A 17,671-nucleotide genomic window follows, 5' to 3' on the forward strand; every position below is an offset into this window, starting at 1 on the left:
GCACCGGATGAGCAGGTCGTGAGCGGTACCTTGATCCTGTGGGCGCACGCGCTGACGGCGCTGCTGTTCGGTACGCTTGGCCTTGCGCAACTGCGCGGCGGGCAGGGCGCGAGTTGGGGGCTGGGGCGCTGGGCGCATCGCGCGTTCGTCGTTGCGTTGTTCGCGACGAGCCTTTGGGCCTTGGCAGTGGCCGGGATCGATGCGGGCGATGTCGCCACGCGGATCGCCGAAAGCGTCCGCAACGTCGCCTGGCTGTTTTTCATGATGACGCTGGTCCGGCACGATCGCGCCGGCAGCGTATCGCTCGGCGCGGTCTACTGCGTGGTGATCATCATCGCCAGCGCCAGCGCGATGCTCGCCGTGGTTCAATTGGCGCCGGTCGAGGTCGATGCCCTGGCCGCGCTGGAGTCGGCGCGGCTCGTATTCCGAATGATGGCGGCGGTCAGCGCGCTGGTGCTGGTGCATCATTTGTATCAGGCCGCGCCGATCTCGCGCGGCGGCGTCCGGCTCGTGGTGCTCGCGCTCGCATCGATGTGGAGCGTCGATCTGCTGTTGTTCGGCGCGCGCTATGTTCAGGGCGACTGGTCGATCGGCCTCGTGATCCTGCGCGGTGCAGCGATGGCAGGCGTGGCGGTGCTTCTGGCGATCGCGGTGCATCGGAGCGGCGACTGGACGCTCGCCGTGTCGCGACCGATCGCTGTCAGGGCGTTGTTCGCGATCGCGCTCGTCCTGTACGCGGGTGCCACGGCGATGGCGACCAGTCTGGCCGCGAGCTATGCCGGCGGCTCGATACGGATCGTACAGACCGCGATCGTCTTCGGCGCGACCGCCGCGCTGTTGGCCTTGCTCTCGACGCCGTGGCTGCGGGCCTGGGCCAAGGTAAAGGTCGCCAAGCATCTCTTTCGACACCGCTACGATTATCGCGCGGAATGGCAACGCTTCACCGATACGCTGGGAAGACCCGGCGCCGGAGCGGATTTGCTCGAGACACGCGTCGTGAAATCGATCGCCGACCTGACCGACTCGCCCGGCGGCCTGCTTCTCGTTCCCGACGCCGGTACGCTCGTCATGGGCGCGGGATGGAACTGGACCGCCGTCGCCGAGGGGCCGCCGGATAATGCGCTGGCGCGGTATCTCGCCGGCACCGCGCGGATCGTTGAACTGGACGGCGTGCGCGCGGGTACCTGTTCCATGGACGAAACGGCGAGTGTCCCCGACTGGCTCCGCGCATGTCCGGAGGCCTGGGCGATCGTGCCGCTGCTCCACGGCGATGCGCTGATCGGCGCGATCATTCTCGCGCGTCCTCCCGTCGACCGGGCGCTCGACTGGGAAGATTTCGATCTGTTGCGGGTCGCCGGGCGGCAGGCGGCGAGCTATCTTGCCGAGGATCGCGCGCATGCGGCGCTGGCGGACGCGGCGCGGTTCGACGAGTTCAACCGCCGTTTCGCCTTCATTCTCCACGATATCAAGAACCTCGTCAGCCAGTTGACGCTGGTCGCGCGCAACGCCGAGCGCCATGCCGACAATCCCGCGTTCCGGGTCGATATGGTCGCCACGCTCAAGGACTCGTCCGATCGCATGAACGCGCTGCTCGCACGCCTCTCGCAGCATGGCCCGGGCCGTAACGAGCCGCTCCGGCCGATCGACGTCGGGTCGATCGTCGATCGAGTCGTTGCGAGCCGACGCGCCCAACATCCGATCGCGGCGCAAACGTCGTCGGCGTTCGCACGCGGTCATGCGGCACGGCTCGAACAGGTGCTTGGCCACCTCGTCCAGAATGCGATCGAGGCTAGTGGCTCGGAGGATACCATCCTGCTGTCGGTCGAAGCCATCGGCGACCACATCGCGATCGACGTAGTCGATCAAGGCTGTGGCATGGCACCCGGCTTCGTTCGCGAGCACCTTTTTCGCCCGTTCGTCTCGTCCAAGCCGACCGGTTTCGGGATCGGCGCGTTCGAGGCGCGCCAACTCGTCAATGCGATGGGCGGCACGCTTGAGGTCACCAGCCGCGAAGGCGAGGGGACCCGGTTCCGCATCCTGCTTCGTATCGCCGACAGGCTTGAGGCAGCGGCATGAGCGACGAGCCGACTTCGCGGGGGACCACGCCCTTGCCCGTGCTGTTGATCGTCGAGGACGACGCCGGCCTGCAACGTCAGCTTCGCTGGGCGTACGAGGGATATGAGATCGTCGTCGCCAGCGATCGTGCGCAGGCGCTCGATGCGATCCGCGCATATGAGCCCGCGGTCGTAACGCTCGACCTGGGCCTGCCGCCCGACCCCGATGGCGTTTCCGAAGGCTTTGCGACGCTGCGCGACATCCTGGCAATGAAGCCCGATACCAAGGTCATCGTCGCGTCGGGGCATGGCGCGCGTGAAAGTGCGCTGCAGGCGATCGCCGACGGCGCCTGGGATTTCTATGCGAAGCCGATCGATATCGACGCGCTGGGCCTGATCGTCAGCCGCGCGTTTCATGTCCATGCGCTGGAAGCCGAAAACCGTCGGCTTGCCGCGCGGATCGGTCCCGGCGGCTTTGGCGGCCTGATCACCGCATCGCCTGAGATGGCGGTCGTCACCCGGACGCTGGAGCGTGTCGCACCCGCCAACGTCTCGGTGATGCTGCTCGGCGCGAGCGGTACCGGCAAGGAACTGCTTGCCCGCGGGCTGCACAATGCGTCGCCGCGGTCGCGGGGTAATTTCGTCGCGATCAACTGCGCGGCGATTCCCGAGACGCTGCTCGAAAGCGAATTGTTCGGTCACGAAAAGGGTGCATTCACCGGCGCCATAAAGACCACCGAAGGCAAGATCGAACAGGCCGCCGGCGGCACGCTGTTCCTCGACGAGATCGGCGATGTGCCGCTCGCGCTCCAGGTGAAGCTGCTGCGGTTCCTGCAGGAGCGCGTGATCGAGCGGGTCGGCGGGCGCAAGGCGATCCCGGTGGACACCCGCATCGTTTGCGCGACGCACCAGAACGTCGACGCGATGGTCGCCGCGGGGCGGTTTCGCGAGGACCTGTACTACCGCCTTGCCGAGATCGTCGTGCGGATACCGCCATTGGCTGAACGGACCGGCGATGCGGTGTTGCTCGCGCGGCATTTCGCCACGCGCTATGCCAAGACGATGAACCCCGTCGTCACCGGCCTCGCTCCCGACGCGCGTGCTGCGATCGACGCCTGGGGCTGGCCCGGCAATGTCCGCGAACTCGAAAACCGGATCAAGCGCGCGGTCATCATGGCCGACGGCAAACTGGTGACCGCGGCCGACCTCGATCTCGACGGCAAGGGCGACGACGTGGCCGCGCTCAATCTGCGTACCGCGCGGGAACTGGCCGACCGCAAGTCGATCCGTCAGGCGCTCGCGCGCGCCGATGGCAATATCTCGAGCGCATCGCGGTTGCTGGGGATCAGTCGGCCGACGCTGTACGATCTGCTGAAAAGCTACGACCTGCATGGCTGAGGCGATCTACCCGCTGCTGCGTCGGCGTCGGCGCAAACGTCGGCTTTGGCCGGCCAAGGCGTTTGCGGGCAATCGGGCCCGCGTGGTGGCGATCTGCCTGCTGTGTCTCTTCGTAGTCCTGGTCGCCGTCGCGGTGGCGATGCGATCGACGCAGCCAAGCGCCGCTCGGTTGCTTGCCGACAGCCTGAAGACGCTTGACGCCGGCAACTACAGCGCCGCGCGGACTAATGCACAACGGGCGATCGCTGCGGACCGGACGTTGGGGATCGCGCACGCGGTTCTGGCGCGGGCGTTCCTAGAGTTGGACGACGGGATCGCCGCCGAAACCGAACTCGCAGCGGCGATCGCGGCGGGGTTCCCGGCGAGCCGGCTGCATCAGCTGTCGGCCCATGCGCGTCTCTTGCGTGGCGATACCAGCGGCGCCATCGCCGAAGCGGCCGCCGCGCAACCGCGCTACGCCGGTTATGCGGCGCGGGTCCGGGCACGGGCACTGGCGGCGCAGGGGAACGTCAATGGGGCGGTGGCGATCCTCCGGGCGCTGCTCACCGTTACGCCGCGCGATGCTGCGGGCTGGACCGATCTCGGTCGCCTGACGCTGGCGGGTGGCGATGTCGGCGGTGCGACGATCGCGGCGGCGCGGGCGGTGTCGCTGGATCCGCGCCGGCCGGACGCGCTAACCTTGCAGGGCGAAGTCGTTCGCAGCCGCTACGGTCTCGTGGCGGCGCTTCCCTGGTTCGAGGCGGCGTTACGGCGCGATGCCTATTATCCGCCGGCGCTGAACGAATATGCCGCGACGCTGGGCGATGCGGGGCGCAACGCCGACATGCTCGCCGCCACCAGGCGCGCGCTGCTCGCTCGCCCCGGTAGCCCGACGGCACTGTATCTCCAGGCGGTGCTCGCCGCACGCGCCGGCCGGATACAGCTTGCCGAGACACTGTTGCGGAAGACGGGTGGCGCGATCGACGCGTTGCCGGGCACGCTGATGCTGGCCGGGAACCTCGCATTTTCGCAGGGCCGGTTCGGGCAAGCGGCCGGATATTGGCGCAAACTCGTCCGGCTTCAGCCCGTCAACAGTGTCGCGCGTCAGCTGCTTGGTGCCGCGCTGCTCCGCTCGGGGAATGCCCGTGGCGCGTTGGACGTGCTGCGACCGGTCGGTTCGCGTACCGATGCCGATAGCTACACACTCACCCTCGTCGCGGGTGCACTGGAGGCGGTCGGCGACCGGCCGGGGGCGGCGGCGTTCCTCGATCGTGCAGCGGGGGCGGGGCCGCTATCGCCGATCGCTGCCTTCGCCGACGGCAATGCCAATGACGTCATCGGTCCTATCCGCGCCCAGATCGCCGCCGGTGACTATCCGGGCGCCATCGCTCGTGCGCGGGCGCTCGTCGGGGCGATGCCCGGTTCGCCGGCGGCGCAGGTCGCGCTCGGGGACACGTTTGCAGCGGCAGGACGCTATGGCGACGCGGTCGGGCCGTACGCCCAGGCCGCGGATCTGTCGTTCGACGAGCCCACGATGGTGCGCCTGGTCGATGCGCTTGCCCGTGTGGGCCGGGCGCAGGACTCGGCGGCGACGCTCGTCCTGTACCTGTCGCAGAATCCGCAGAGCCTGACAGGCGCGCGGATGCTCGGTCATCTCCAGGTGGCGTCGGGCGAATGGGACCGGGCGATCGACACGCTTGAGAACGTCCGGGCTCGCGTCGGCAACCGCGATGGCGGCGTCCTCGCCGACCTTGCGCTGGCCTATGCGGGCAGGGACGACGGTGCGGTCGCGGTTCGCTATGCTCGCGCTGCCTATGCGCTGTCGCCGATGCGCGCGACGGCCGCCGATGCGTACGGTGTAGCGCTGGCGGCGGACGGGGATCTGGTCGGTGCCCGGCAGTTGCTGGTCAAGGCGACGCAACTGGCGCCCGCCGATGCGGCGATCGCCGACCATCTTCGCCAGCTCGGCTGAATACCAGCTCGGCTGAATACCAGCTTGGCTGACTACTCGCGCGGCTCAATACTTGTCTCCTGCGGTTCGCCCGGCCAATAGCGGCGCATGATCGACCCGTTGGACCGTATCGCCGCCGCGTTGGAACGGCTGTCGCCACCGCCGCCGCCCACTGCCGATCCGCGGGCGCATCCTGCCTATGTGTGGCGCGGTGGCGCCCTGGTGCCGGTGCGCGGCTTTGCGCCGCTGCCGATCGAGAGACTGATCGGGATCGATCGCCAGAAGGCGGCCTTGCTCGCCAATCTGCGACGCCTTGCCAGCGGATATGCCGCGCAGGACGTCCTGCTATGGGGTGCGCGCGGCACCGGCAAGTCGGCGCTGGTCAAGAGCGCGGTTGCCGCGATCCAGGCGGAAGCGGGCGATCTTGCGCTCGTCGAAGTCTCCGACCTGACCGGCCTGCCAATGTTGTTCGCCACGCTTGCCGCGGTGGATCGGGCGTTTGCGGTGTTCGTCGACGATCTCGGATTCGACGTGCCCGCCGAGGCGCGTGCGCTGCGCTCGATGCTCGAAGGGGGAAGCGAACCGCGGCCGCATAACGTCCGCCTGCTCGTCACCGCGAACCGGCGGCATCTGGCACCCCGCGACATCGCCGAACAGGAAAGCGCGATCAATCCGCGCGACTCGGCGGACGATCATCTCGCGTTGTCGGACCGCTTTGGGCTGAGCCTAGGGTTCCATGCGCTCGACCAGGACGGATATCTGTCGATCGTCGCCAGCTACGCCGCGACCTATGGTCTGGCGTTCGATCCCGCCGAGGCGATCGGTTGGGCCACGCGTCGCGGCAGCCGATCCGGTCGCGTCGCGTGGCAGTTCGTCGTGGACCTCGCCGGCAGGGCCGGCCGGAGTGTCTAGATCCGGCCGGGCGAGGGCGAGCTGCCCGTCGCGCCCTAGCTGCCGCCCTCGACCATCTCAGCCAGTTCTAGCCAGCGTAATTCGGCCGCTTCCTTCTCCGCCCGCGCGGCTTCGATTGCCTTGGTCAGCTTTGCGAACGTCGCATTGTCGCGCATGTACAGGTCGGGCTTGGCGAGCTTCACCGCATCGGCCGCCATCTGCTTGTCGAGTTCCTCGATCCGCCTGGGCAGCAACTCGTAATCGCGCTGGTCCTTGTAGGTCAGCTTCGCACGGGGAGCCGCGGCGACGGGAGCGGTGGCCGCGACCTTCTTCGAGGCGCGCTTGCCGGTGGTCGTCGAGACGCGACGCTTTTCCCAATCCTCGTACCCGCCGGCGACGACGTCGACCGTACCCGAGCCGTCGAGCCCTAGCGTGATCGTCACGGTGCGGTCGAGGAAGTCGCGATCGTGGCTGACGATCAGCACGGTGCCGTCGTAATCGCCGATCACCTCCTGCAACAGGTCGAGCGTCTCGAGATCGAGATCGTTGGTCGGCTCGTCCAACACCAACAGGTTGGACGGTTTGGCGAATTCACGCGCCAGCAACAGCCGTGACCGTTCGCCACCCGACAGCGAGCCGATCTTCGCGTCGACCATGTTCGGATCGAACAGGAAGTCCTTCAGATAGCCGTGGATGTGCTTGCGAACGCCGAGCACGTCGATCCATTCGCCTCCGTCGACGACGACTTCACGAACCGTCTTCTCGGGTGCCATCAGGCTGCGCTGCTGGTCGATCACCACGGCGTCCAGCGTCTGTGCCAGCTTGATCGAGCCGCTATCGGGCTGGATCTCGCCGGTCAGCAGCTTCAACAGCGTTGACTTACCCGCGCCGTTGCGGCCGACGATGCCGATGCGGTCGCCGCGAGTCACCCTCAACGTCAAGTCGCCGATGATCGTGCGGTCGCCGTACACCTTGGTGACGTTCTTGGCGTCGATCACGACCTTCGACTTGGTGTCGTCGCTGCTGGTGGTCAGGTTCGCCGACCCCTGCGGCCCGATCATCGACGCGCGTTCGGCGCGCATCTCGTGCAGCTTGGTCAAGCGGCCCTGGTTGCGCTTGCGCCGCCCGGTGACACCACGGAGCAGCCAATGCTCCTCCAGCTTCAGCCGTGCATCGAGCTTCTCGGCCTGGCGCTGTTCCTCGGCATAGACCTGCTCGGTCCACGCCTCGAACCCGCCGAAGCCGATCTCCGCCCGTCGGATCGCACCGCGATCGAGCCACAGCGTCTGCTTGGTCAGGCGCGTCAGGAACGTACGGTCATGGCTGATGACGACGAACGCGCCGCGGAAGCGCTTGAGCCAGTCCTCGATCCATTCGATCGCGCCGATGTCGAGATGGTTGGTCGGCTCGTCGAGCAGCAACACGTCGGGGTCCTGCGACAGTGCGCGGACGATCGCCGCGCGGCGCCGCTCGCCGCCCGACGCCGATGCCGCCTCACGCGACAGGTCGATGCCGAGCTGGTCGGCGATCGAATCCGCCTCGTAATTCACCGGCGCATCGTCGCCGGCCATCACGTAATCGCGCAAGGTCGCGAAGCCGCGCAGGTCGGGCTCCTGTTCCAGGATCACGACGCGGGTGCCCGGGACGATCGTCCGGCGACCCTCGTCCGCGACGACGCTGCCGCCGAGCAGCTTGAGCAAGGTCGTCTTGCCCGCGCCGTTGCGGCCGATCAGCGCGAGCCGGTCGCGTGGTCCGATATGGATGTCGAGATTGCGAAAGAGCCATCCCGAGCCCTGGACGAGCCCGAGGCCTTCGAATGCTAAGATTGGTGCTGCCATGTTCGCGCCACGTAGGGGTGCGAAGTGATGCAGGCAAGTTACACCGCGCCGACTTCGTGCTGTCGGCGGCCTGTTGCGATCATTCACAGGCTGTTCAATGCGGGAGGGCTATGCCACCGCCATGAAGATGCTGCTTTTCCTTGCAACCCTGGCCGCTGCGCCGTTCCTGATGGGTGCCGCACCCATGCTGGTGGGCGCGGATCAACGCCGCAGCGACCAGATGTCGGCGTTGCAGGCGCGCAGGACGGGTGCGCCGTCGTTGCGCGAGATCGAGTCGCGCGTCATCCCGACGATGCGGGGCGCACAGTATCTCGGCTCGGACTATGATTCGGGCAGCGCCATTTACACGTTGAAATTCCTGCGCGATGGAACCGTCATCTGGGTCGACGTCGATGGCCGCAATGGCCAGATCGTCGGCCGCACGGGTCGCTGAAAACCCCAATCGAGAGGAGTATCATGCGCGTTCTGATCGTCGAGGACGAGCCGAATCTCGGCCAGCAATTGAAGAACACCCTGGAAGGGGCCGGCTATGCGATCGATCTCGCGGTCGATGGCGAGGAGGGGCATTTCCTCGGCTCGACCGAGAATTACGACGCGGTCGTGCTCGATCTCGGCTTGCCGGAGATCGACGGGCTGACGGTGCTCGATCGCTGGCGGAAAGAGGGCAAGACGATGCCCGTCCTGGTGCTGACCGCGCGCGACAGCTGGTCGGACAAGGTCGCCGGCCTCGATGCGGGTGCGGACGATTACGTCGCCAAGCCGTTCCAGAGCGAGGAGCTGATCGCTCGCCTGCGTGCGCTGATCCGCCGTGCGTCGGGCAACGCCTCGTCCGAGCTGACCGCGGGCGATATCCGCCTCGACACGCGCAGCGGCAAGGTGACGCGCGCCGGCGAGCCGGTGAAGCTGACCGCGCAGGAATACAAGCTGCTGAGCTACCTGTTGCATCACAAGGGCAAGGTCGTCAGCCGCACCGAGTTGATCGAGCACATCTACGACCAGGATTTCGATCGCGACTCGAACACGATCGAAGTGTTCGTGACGCGCATCCGCAAGAAGCTGGGCCAGGACGTGATCACGACGATCCGCGGCCTCGGCTACAGCCTTGAAGATCCGGACGCCTGACGGTTCGGTCATGGACAGCGCGCCGGTCATAGAAACGCCGATAGCGGACGGGCCGATCCGCGTGCCCGCTGCGGTCAAGGGATCGCTGTCGCGACGCATGATCCTGATCGCGGCGGTGTGGATCGGCGTGCTGCTCAGCGGCGGCGGGTTCGCGCTCGACCGGGTGCTGTCGGCGGCGGTGACGCGCAATTTCGACGACCAGCTCGAATATGTGCTGCGATCGTTGCTCAATTCGTCCGAGATCGGCCCTGACGGCGAGGTGATCTTCTCGCGCGAGGCCGCGGCGGACCAGCGCTTCGTCGAGCCTTATTCGGGGCTGTACTGGCAGGTGTCGGGCAAGGGGCGCGAGGATTTCCCGTCGCGTTCGTTATGGGATCGACGGCTCGCGTTCGGCGGACCGCATGACGACCGCAACGCGCATTTCTACGACAGTGCGCAGTTTCCCGACGAAAAGCTGCGGGTCGTCGAGCGCGACGCGGTGATCCCCGGATCCAAGGTGCATTGGCGATTCCAGGTGGCGCAAAGCCGCGATGGGCTGGATGCGCAGATCACGACGCTCCGGCGCACGCTGGTGCGCAGCTTTGCGTTGCTCGCCCTGGGGCTGATCGTGATGGCGGCACTCCAGACGTTCTACGGGCTGTGGCCGCTGCGCCGCGTGCGCGAGGAGATCGCCCGGATGCGGGCGGGGCAGTCGAACCGCGTGTCGAGCGCGATGCCGGTCGAGGTCGCGCCGATGGTCGAGGAACTGAACGCGCTGATCGAGCATAACGAGCGCCAGGCGGAGGAAGCGCGGCGGCATGCCGGCAACCTGGCGCATGCGCTCAAGACGCCGCTTACGGTGATCATGAACGCCGCCACCGCGCAGTCCGACGACCTGGCCGACACGGTGATCCGCGAGGCGCGGACGATGCGGCGGCAGGTCGACCATCATCTCGCGCGGGCGCGGGCGGTCGGGCGGCGTGGGTCTGCGCATAGTCGTGCGGATGTTTGGCCGAGCCTCGAATCGGTCGAGCGTGCGGTTGGGCGTTTGTACCGCCATGTGCGGATCGACGTGACCGGGCCGCGTGGGTTGCAGGTCCATGTCGAACGGCAGGATCTGGACGAGATGCTCGGCAATCTGATCGAGAACGCGGCGAAATACGGTGGCGGCAGCGTGTTCGTGACGGTCGGTGCGCAGTCGGGGTTCGTCGAGTTCCTGGTCGAGGACGACGGTGTCGGCATTCCGGCGGAGGAGCGGGTGCGCATCTTCGATCGCGGCGTGCGGCTGGATACGGGGAAGCCGGGGACTGGGCTTGGGTTGGCGATCGTGCGTGATGTGGCAGAGATTTATGAGGGGACGGTCGCGCTGGAGGAGAGCGAGGACCTCGGTGGGTTGCTCGTGCGGCTGCGGTTGCCTGCGGCGAACTAATCTTCCCCCCTCCCTGAAAGGGAGGGGCTGGGGGTGGGTAGGCCAGCTTGAGCCCCAACGGTTCGGCCATGCGGAACCCGACCCACCCCCAACCCCTCCCTTCCAGGGAGGGGCGAAAGCAGACGGTCAGCCCCGCGACCTTGCCTGCCGATACGTCCCTAGCACCCGCAACCATTTCGAATGGAACCCCAGTTCCTCCAGCGCATGGTCGAGGTTCGCATCGCCGGGCTTGCCGACCACGTCCGCATAGAATTCCGTCGCCGAGAAACTCCCGTTGCGCTGATAGCTTTCCAGCTTGGTGATGTTCACCCCGTTGGTCGCGAACCCGCCGACCGCCTTGTAGAGCGCGGCGGGCACGTTTCTGACTTCGAAGATCAGCGTCGTCATCCACGCGCCGCCGGCCGACTCCTGCGCCGCGGGGGGCTTACCGCCGCGTGCCAGCACCACGAACCGCGTCGTGTTGTGATCCGCATCGGCGATGTCCGTCGCGAGCAGTTCCAGCCCGTACAGGCTGGCCGCGGCGGGTGGTGCGAGCGCGGCGATCGACGGGTTGCCGAGTTCGGCCACGACCGCCGCTGCGCCCGCAGTATCGGGGTAGCTCACCGGCTCGATCCCGTGCGCCTTCAGCCAGTGGCGGCATTGGCCGAGCGCCTGCGGATGGCTCATCGCCTGGCGTATGCCGTCGTGTCCGTCGGTTCTGGGGCCAACCCCCATCAGCGCGTGGCGGATCGGCAGGAAGTGTTCGCCGGTGATGACCAGCCCCGATTCGGGGAGCAGGAAGTGGATGTCGGCGACGCGGCCGTGCAGCGAATTCTCGATCGGGATGATCGCGCAGTCGGCGCGGCCGTCCTTCACCGCGTCGATCGCGTCGGAGAAATCGAAACAGGGCAGCGGCAGGCCGTCGGGGAATGCCTCCACCGCGGCGACATGGCTGTTGGCGCCGGGCGCACCCTGGAACGCAACCGCGCGTGCCGGCTCTGCGGCGGCGGCATCTGTCATCCGCGCGACGATGGGGCGGGCGGGGGCGGCGAAGTTTTCCATGCGCCTAGCGCCTAAAGCGCGCTGCCTGTCTGTTCAAGCCGATTAGACAGCCGCGTGCCATTCCAGCGCGGCTTGCGGTGCGCGCCTGCGTTTTCTATGGCTATCCCAAACAGAACAGGGCGGATGCACAAGATGGACAATCGGACCAATACGATCGCCGGCTGGGTGCTCGCAGGCTGTGGTGCGGCACTCGGGCTGTCGATCGTCGGTGGGATGATCTTCCACGGCGAGCGTCCCGAGAAGATGGGCTATGCGATCGAGGGTGTCGCCGCCGAGGGCGCGGAGGGCGGCGCCGCCGAGGTTCCGATCGCATCGCTGCTGCCGACCGCCGACGCCGCCAAGGGCGCCGAAGTGTTCAAGAAGTGCGCCGCCTGCCACACCATCAACCAGGGTGGTGCGAACGGTATCGGCCCCAACCTGTACGGCACCGTCGGCGAGGCGATCGCCAAGGGCAAGGGCGGGTTCGCGTTTTCCGCGGCGCTGGCCGGCGTCGGCGGAACCTGGGACTTCGACAAGATGAACGCGTGGCTGACGTCGCCGCGCAAATTCGCGCCGGGCACCAAGATGACGTTCGCCGGGCTGGGCAATGCGCAGGATCGCGCGAACGTGATCCTATATCTCAACCAGCAGGGTTCGAACGTGCCGCTGCCGGCGGCACCTGCCGCGGGTGCGGCACCGGCGGCGGCAAAGGACCAGCCGGCGACGGCGGATGCGGCCGAGGCTGCGGCGACCAACGGGGCCGATACGGCGGACATCGCCAACACCGGTACGCCTGCTTCGGGTGCGCCGTCGGTCGATCCGGAAGCGGCGCGCAAGGGCGCTCGTTCGGAAAAGTAATCTTGCTACTCCCTCTCCCCTGCGGGGAGAGGGTCGGGGTGAGGGGCTGCCAAGCAGTGCGCCGCCTGGAACAGCCCCTCACCCCAGCCCTCTCCCCGGAAGGGGGAGAGGGAGCAGGTGGGACGCCGCTCCCTACCGGGCCGGCTCAGCTCTCGGCGGCGTCCTCCTCGGCGCGTTCACGATAGAACGACTGCACCGCGTCCCAGGCCTCGTCGGCCGTCTCGACGTAGCGGAAGATCCCGAGATCCTTCTCGCTGACGACGCCTTCCTCGACCAGCGCGTCGAAATTCACGACCCGCTCCCAGAACGCGCGCCCGAACAGCAGCACCGGGATCGGCTGGATCTTGCCCGTCTGGATCAGCGTCAACAGCTCGAAGAGTTCGTCGAACGTCCCGAAGCCGCCCGGAAACGCCGCGAGCGCACGCGCATGCAGCAGGAAGTGCATTTTCCGGAGCGCGAAATAGTGGAACTGCACCGATAGCGACGGGGTAACGTAGGGATTGGGTGCCTGCTCGTGCGGCAGGACGATGTTCAGGCCGATCGACTCGGCGCCGACGTCGTCCGCGCCGCGGTTGGCGGCTTCCATGATCGACGGACCGCCGCCCGAGCACACCACGAACTGCCGCCAGCCACGCTCGTCGCGCGGCAGCACGCTGACCTTGGCCGCGAGTTCGCGCGCGACGTCGTAATATTTGGACTTCTCGACCAGCCGCTCGGCGATCTTCTTGGACTTCTCGTCGGTCGCCAGCGCCAGCAGCGCCTGCGCCTTCGACGGTTCGGGAATGCGGGCGGAGCCGTAGAACACGAACGTCGAGCCGATCTTCGCCTCGTCGAGGACGAGTTCGGTCTTCAGCAATTCGAGCTGGAAGCGCACCGGCCGCAGGTCTTCGCGCAACAGGAAATCCATGTCCTGGAAGGCGAGCCGGTAATGCGGATGCTGGGTTTGCGGGGTGGAAACGATTTCGCGGGCGGTTTCAGCGTCTTGGCTGGCGTTCGCGAAAACGCGCGATGGTACTCGTGTATCGGTCATTCAGGCGCAATTAGAGGAAACGCGGCGGCAGGGCTAGACCGAGCCGCCCAAAGTCCCCTCATCCGGGCAGCCGTCATTCCAACCATTCGTCATCCCAGCGAAAGCTGGGATCCAGGGTTACGGCCCGCGACGCTTTTGGCTCTGGATCCTGGGTCGAGCCCAGGATGACGGGTGGGGGTCAGCGGCAGAACCCAGCGTGATCGTCCTCGAGGTGAAGGTGGTTGCGGTGCGCGGCGTTGTAATCGGGGCTGAGCACCGTGCCGAACCGCCTGCAGGCCGATGCGCGGATCGTCTGGAGGAATTGGCGGACCTGCGGGTCGGGCGAGTTCCAGTCGCCCAGCACCGTGATCCGCCGCCCGTCCTTCAGCACGAACCCGCCAATGTCGATCGCGTTGGCGATCGCGTGGCCCGAGCGGCGGCTGACGTTGCGCGCGGAGCCGACGACGTTGCGACACGCGTAGCTCCCCATGCTGTCGACTCGCGCGAGTTCGCTGCCGAGCATCTGGTACGCGGCCGGTGCGACCGCGTTGCGCGTCCAGCCGATGAGCGCCCGCGCCGCGCCGCAGCGTACCGCGGTGAGGTTGGCGACGGGGACGCCGATATCGACGAGTTTAACGGTGCCGTTGAGGCCGCACCCCGGCCCGGTCTCGCGGTCGGGGAGTACCTGGAACGAGACGTGGAGTGCGCGCAGGTCGGCGAGGCACTGCGCGGTCTCGCGGTTGCTCGGGACGGAGATGTTGGGGCGGGTCTGCTGCGGGGCGCTCGGCCGATCGGCGCGCCCACAGGCGGCAAGAGTCAGGGCCAGGAAAAAGACCCCCACCCACTCCGTCATGCCGGGCCCTTCGGCCGAGCTCAGGAGAGCCTTGTTCCGGCATCCACGTGTGACCTTTTCCCGCACTCGTAGGTGATGTGGCACCGTGGACCCCGGAACAAGCCCGGGGTGACGGAGTGAGTTTGGCGCACGGTAGGGCGAGTCCCGTCGCCACATGCGCTTGGTCCAACGGCTTGACACCTCCGCGAACGCCGCTAGGGCCGGCGACGGGCCACGCGGTCCCAACGCCGCGCGTGCTCTCTGTGAGGAGAGATACATGACTGATACGACCTACGCACCCGCTACAAATGCGCCTGCGCTGCCCGCTACCAAGCCGGCACGTCCCTTTTTCAGCTCCGGTCCCTGCGCGAAGCCTCCGGGCTGGTCCGCGGACAAGCTTGCCACCGCCTCGCTCGGTCGCTCGCATCGCTCGAAGATCGGCAAGACGCGTCTCCAGTACAGCATCGACCTGATGCGCGAACTGCTGAAGCTCCCCGATACGCACCGCATCGGCATAGTCCCCGGCTCCGACACCGGCGCGTACGAGATGGCGATGTGGACGATGCTGGGCGCGAAGCCCGTCACCGCGCTCGCGTGGGAAAGCTTCGGCGAGGGCTGGGTCACGGATGCCGTGAAGCAGCTCAAGATCGATCCGACCGTCGTACGCGCCGATTACGGCCAGCTGCCCGACCTGGACGCGGTCGACTGGTCGAACGACGTGCTGTTCACCTGGAACGGCACCACCAGCGGCGTGCGCGTGCCGAATGCGGACTGGATTTCGGACGACCGGGAAGGTCTCTCGTTCGCCGATGCGACGTCGGGCGTTTTCGCTTACGATATCGACTGGACCAAGATCGATGTCGCGACCTTCTCGTGGCAGAAGGTGCTCGGCGGGGAAGGCGCGCACGGCGTGCTGATCCTCGGGCCGCGTGCGGTCGAGCGGCTTGAGAGCTATACGCCGGCGTGGCCGCTGCCGAAGGTGTTCCGCCTCGTCTCGAAGGGCAAGCTCGCCGAGGGCGTGTTCAAGGGCGAGACGATCAACACGCCGTCGATGCTGGCCGTCGAGGATGCGATCTTCAGCCTCGAATGGGCGAGGTCGCTTGGCGAGGACGGCCTGATCAAGCGGTCGGATGCGAATGCGGCTGCGTTGGACAAGATCGTGGCGGAGCGCGATTGGCTCGGGCATCTCGCGGCCGATCCGGCGACGCGGTCGAAGACCAGCGTGTGTCTCACGGTCGAGGGCGCGGACGAGGCGGTGATCAAGGCGATGGCCTCGGCGCTCGAGAAGGCGGGCGCGGCCTTTGACGTCGCCGGCTACCGCGATGCGCCTCCGGGCTTGCGGATATGGTGTGGCGCGACCGTCGACACCGCGGATATCGAAGCGCTCGGCCCTTGGCTCGACTGGGCCTACGCGACCGCTAAGGCGGCCTAACTAGCTACCACGCCTCTTAAATCGTCCCTCCAACACCCCCCATTCCGTCATCCCGGCGCACGCCGGGACCCATGGACACGGAGCGCCCGCTCATGATGCGGACCGCAACCGTGGGTCCCGGCTTCCGCCGGGATGACGGAATGGGGGTCAGGATCGGAACGGAAGGCGGCACCCCAATTCACCGAAATTTTCAGGAGCAATCCCATGCCAAAAGTCCTTATCTCCGACAAAATGGATCCCCGCGCCGCGCAGATCTTCCGCGAGCGCGGCGTCGAGGTCGACGAGATCACCGGCAAGACGCCTGCCGAGCTGATCGCGATCATCGGCGAGTATGACGGCCTCGCGATCCGCAGCTCGACCAAGGTGACCAAGGAAATCCTCGAGCACGCCACCAACCTTAAGGTCGTCGGCCGCGCCGGGATCGGCGTCGACAACGTCGATATCCCCGCCGCCTCGGCCAAGGGCGTGGTCGTGATGAACACGCCGTTCGGCAACTCGATCACCACCGCCGAGCACGCGATCGCGCTGATGTTCGCGCTCGCCCGCCAGCTGCCAGAGGCCGACGCCTCGACCCAGGCCGGCAAGTGGGAGAAGAACCGCTTCATGGGCGTCGAGCTGACGTCGAAGACGCTCGGCCTGATCGGGGCGGGCAATATCGGCTCGATCGTCGCCGACCGTGCGCGCGGCCTGAAGATGAAGGTCGTGGCGTTCGATCCGTTCCTCACGCCCGAGCGCGCGATCGAGATCGGCGTCGAGAAGGTCACGCTCGACGAACTGCTCGCGCGCGCCGATTTCATCACGCTGCACACGCCGCTCACCGACCAGACGCGCAACATCCTCTCGGCCGAGGCGCTCGCCAAGACCAAGAAGGGGGTTCGCATCATCAACTGCGCACGCGGCGGCCTGATCGACGAGGTCGCGCTGAAGGCGGCGCTCGATTCAGGCCAGGTCGGCGGCGCCGCGCTCGACGTGTTCGTCGAGGAGCCTGCCAAGGCGTCGCCGCTGTTCAACACGCCGAACTTCGTCAGCACGCCGCATCTCGGCGCGTCGACCACCGAGGCGCAGGTCAACGTCGCAATCCAGGTCGCCGAGCAGATGGCCGATTTCCTGATGTCGGGCGGCGTTACGAATGCGCTCAACATGCCGTCGCTATCGGCTGAGGAAGCGCCGAAGCTGAAACCTTACATGGCGCTGGCGGAGAAGCTCGGGTCGCTGGTCGGGCAGCTGACGACCGGCGCGGTGTCGCGGATTTCGGTGCATACCGAAGGCGCGGCGGCCGATCTGAACGCGAAGCCCATCGTGAGTGCGGTGCTGGCGGGGTATCTCCAGACGCAGACGGCGACCGTGAATATGGTCAACGCTCCCGTGCTGGCGCGCGAGCGTGGCCTCGAGGTCCGCGAAGTCCGCACCGAGCGTGAGGCGGATTACCACACGTTGCTGCGCGTTTCGGTGAAGACCAAGGATGGCGAGCGCTCGGTGGCCGGCACGTTGTTCGGGGATTCGGCACCGCGGTTGGTCGAACTGCTCGGGATCAAGATCGAGGCCGATCTCGCGGGGCCGATGCTGTATGTCGTCAACGAGGATGCGCCGGGGTTCATTGGTCGTCTTGGGACTGCGCTGGGCGAGGCTGGGGTGAATATCGGGACGTTCCATCTTGGTCGTCGTTCGGCTGGCGGCGAGGCCGTGTTGCTGCTGTCGGTTGACGAAGCCGTGACGCCCGACCTGCTCACCAAGGTCCGCGCACTCCCCGGCGTAAAGACCGCAATGGGCCTCAACTTCTAACCCTGCTACGCTTCTTGCTTAAGCCCTCTCCCCTCCGGGGAGAGGGTTGGGTGAGGGGTAGTTGGGAAGGGCATCGCTCGCGGCGCCCCTCACCCCG

14 protein-coding genes are annotated in these 17,671 nt (G+C 67.1%); 10 read left to right on the forward strand and 4 right to left on the reverse strand.

Going from position 1 to position 17,671, the window contains the following annotated elements; genetic code table 11:
• The first annotated feature begins 18 nt into the window (after positions 1 to 18).
• The 4 genes from prsK (at position 19) to U1707_RS13340 (ending at position 6,294) form a co-directional block, all read left to right on the forward strand.
• Positions 19 to 2,076, forward strand: a complete 2,058-nt coding sequence (gene prsK / locus U1707_RS13325) for an XrtA/PEP-CTERM system histidine kinase PrsK (protein WP_332800571.1) — start codon at positions 19 to 21, stop codon at positions 2,074 to 2,076.
• Positions 2,073 to 3,452 (forward strand): PEP-CTERM-box response regulator transcription factor, encoded by a 1,380-nt coding sequence (prsR, locus tag U1707_RS13330; protein WP_332800572.1) that lies wholly within the window; start codon positions 2,073 to 2,075, stop codon positions 3,450 to 3,452. Before prsK ends, prsR begins: the two co-directional genes overlap by 4 nt.
• Positions 3,445 to 5,403 carry a tetratricopeptide repeat protein gene (locus U1707_RS13335; protein ID WP_332800573.1) on the forward strand — a complete coding sequence of 653 codons (1,959 nt, stop codon included), beginning with the start codon at positions 3,445 to 3,447 and terminating at the stop codon, positions 5,401 to 5,403. The genes prsR and U1707_RS13335 overlap by 8 nt, the downstream gene beginning before the upstream one ends.
• A gap of 87 nt (positions 5,404 to 5,490) precedes the next feature.
• Positions 5,491 to 6,294, forward strand: coding sequence for an ATP-binding protein (locus tag U1707_RS13340; protein WP_332800574.1), 804 nt, complete (start codon positions 5,491 to 5,493; stop codon positions 6,292 to 6,294).
• A gap of 35 nt (positions 6,295 to 6,329) precedes the next feature.
• On the opposite strand, the gene U1707_RS13345 is transcribed toward U1707_RS13340, so the two are convergent.
• Positions 6,330 to 8,111 carry an ABC-F family ATP-binding cassette domain-containing protein gene (locus U1707_RS13345; RefSeq protein ID WP_332800575.1) on the reverse strand — a complete coding sequence of 594 codons (1,782 nt, stop codon included), beginning with the start codon at positions 8,109 to 8,111 and terminating at the stop codon, positions 6,330 to 6,332.
• Positions 8,112 to 8,232: 121 nt separating this feature from the next.
• Here U1707_RS13345 and U1707_RS13350 point away from each other — a divergent pair, with 121 nt between their 5' ends.
• Genes U1707_RS13350 through U1707_RS13360 form a run of 3 tightly spaced genes read left to right on the forward strand, consistent with a single transcriptional unit; the run spans position 8,233 to position 10,641 of the window.
• The gene (locus tag U1707_RS13350; protein WP_332800576.1) at positions 8,233 to 8,544 is read left to right on the forward strand and encodes a hypothetical protein; all 312 of its coding nucleotides are present in this window, start codon (positions 8,233 to 8,235) and stop codon (positions 8,542 to 8,544) included.
• A 23-nt stretch (positions 8,545 to 8,567) separates the two neighbouring features.
• The gene (locus U1707_RS13355) at positions 8,568 to 9,233 is read left to right on the forward strand and encodes a response regulator transcription factor (protein WP_056061146.1); all 666 of its coding nucleotides are present in this window, start codon (positions 8,568 to 8,570) and stop codon (positions 9,231 to 9,233) included.
• Positions 9,234 to 9,243: 10 nt separating this feature from the next.
• A complete protein-coding gene (locus U1707_RS13360; RefSeq protein ID WP_443025708.1) occupies positions 9,244 to 10,641 on the forward strand; it encodes a sensor histidine kinase in 1,398 nt (465 codons plus the stop codon).
• Positions 10,642 to 10,767: 126 nt separating this feature from the next.
• Here the strand turns inward: U1707_RS13360 and U1707_RS13365 are convergent, their stop codons facing one another.
• On the reverse strand, positions 10,768 to 11,682 hold the full coding sequence (locus U1707_RS13365; protein WP_332800577.1) for a prephenate dehydratase: 915 nt from the start codon (positions 11,680 to 11,682) through the stop codon (positions 10,768 to 10,770).
• Positions 11,683 to 11,814: 132 nt separating this feature from the next.
• On the opposite strand from U1707_RS13365, the gene U1707_RS13370 reads away from it, so the two are divergent.
• Positions 11,815 to 12,519 (forward strand): c-type cytochrome, encoded by a 705-nt coding sequence (locus U1707_RS13370; protein WP_332800578.1) that lies wholly within the window; start codon positions 11,815 to 11,817, stop codon positions 12,517 to 12,519.
• Positions 12,520 to 12,664: 145 nt separating this feature from the next.
• Here the strand turns inward: U1707_RS13370 and U1707_RS13375 are convergent, their stop codons facing one another.
• Both U1707_RS13375 and U1707_RS13380 read right to left on the reverse strand, forming a co-directional pair.
• The gene (locus U1707_RS13375; protein ID WP_332800579.1) at positions 12,665 to 13,549 is read right to left on the reverse strand and encodes an LOG family protein; all 885 of its coding nucleotides are present in this window, start codon (positions 13,547 to 13,549) and stop codon (positions 12,665 to 12,667) included.
• 178 nt (positions 13,550 to 13,727) lie between these two features.
• Complete coding sequence (locus U1707_RS13380; protein WP_332800580.1) at positions 13,728 to 14,381, reverse strand: extensin family protein; 654 nt, start codon at positions 14,379 to 14,381, stop codon at positions 13,728 to 13,730.
• 256 nt (positions 14,382 to 14,637) lie between these two features.
• Between U1707_RS13380 and U1707_RS13385 the strand changes: the two genes are divergently transcribed.
• A complete protein-coding gene (locus U1707_RS13385; RefSeq protein ID WP_332800581.1) occupies positions 14,638 to 15,792 on the forward strand; it encodes a phosphoserine transaminase in 1,155 nt (384 codons plus the stop codon).
• Positions 15,793 to 15,996: 204 nt separating this feature from the next.
• Entirely contained in the window at positions 15,997 to 17,574 is a 1,578-nt protein-coding gene (gene serA, locus U1707_RS13390) for a phosphoglycerate dehydrogenase (RefSeq protein ID WP_332800582.1), read from the forward strand.
• Positions 17,575 to 17,671 lie beyond the last annotated feature (97 nt).

This window comes from Sphingomonas sandaracina (assembly GCF_036663695.1).
GTDB lineage: Bacteria > Pseudomonadota > Alphaproteobacteria > Sphingomonadales > Sphingomonadaceae > Sphingomonas.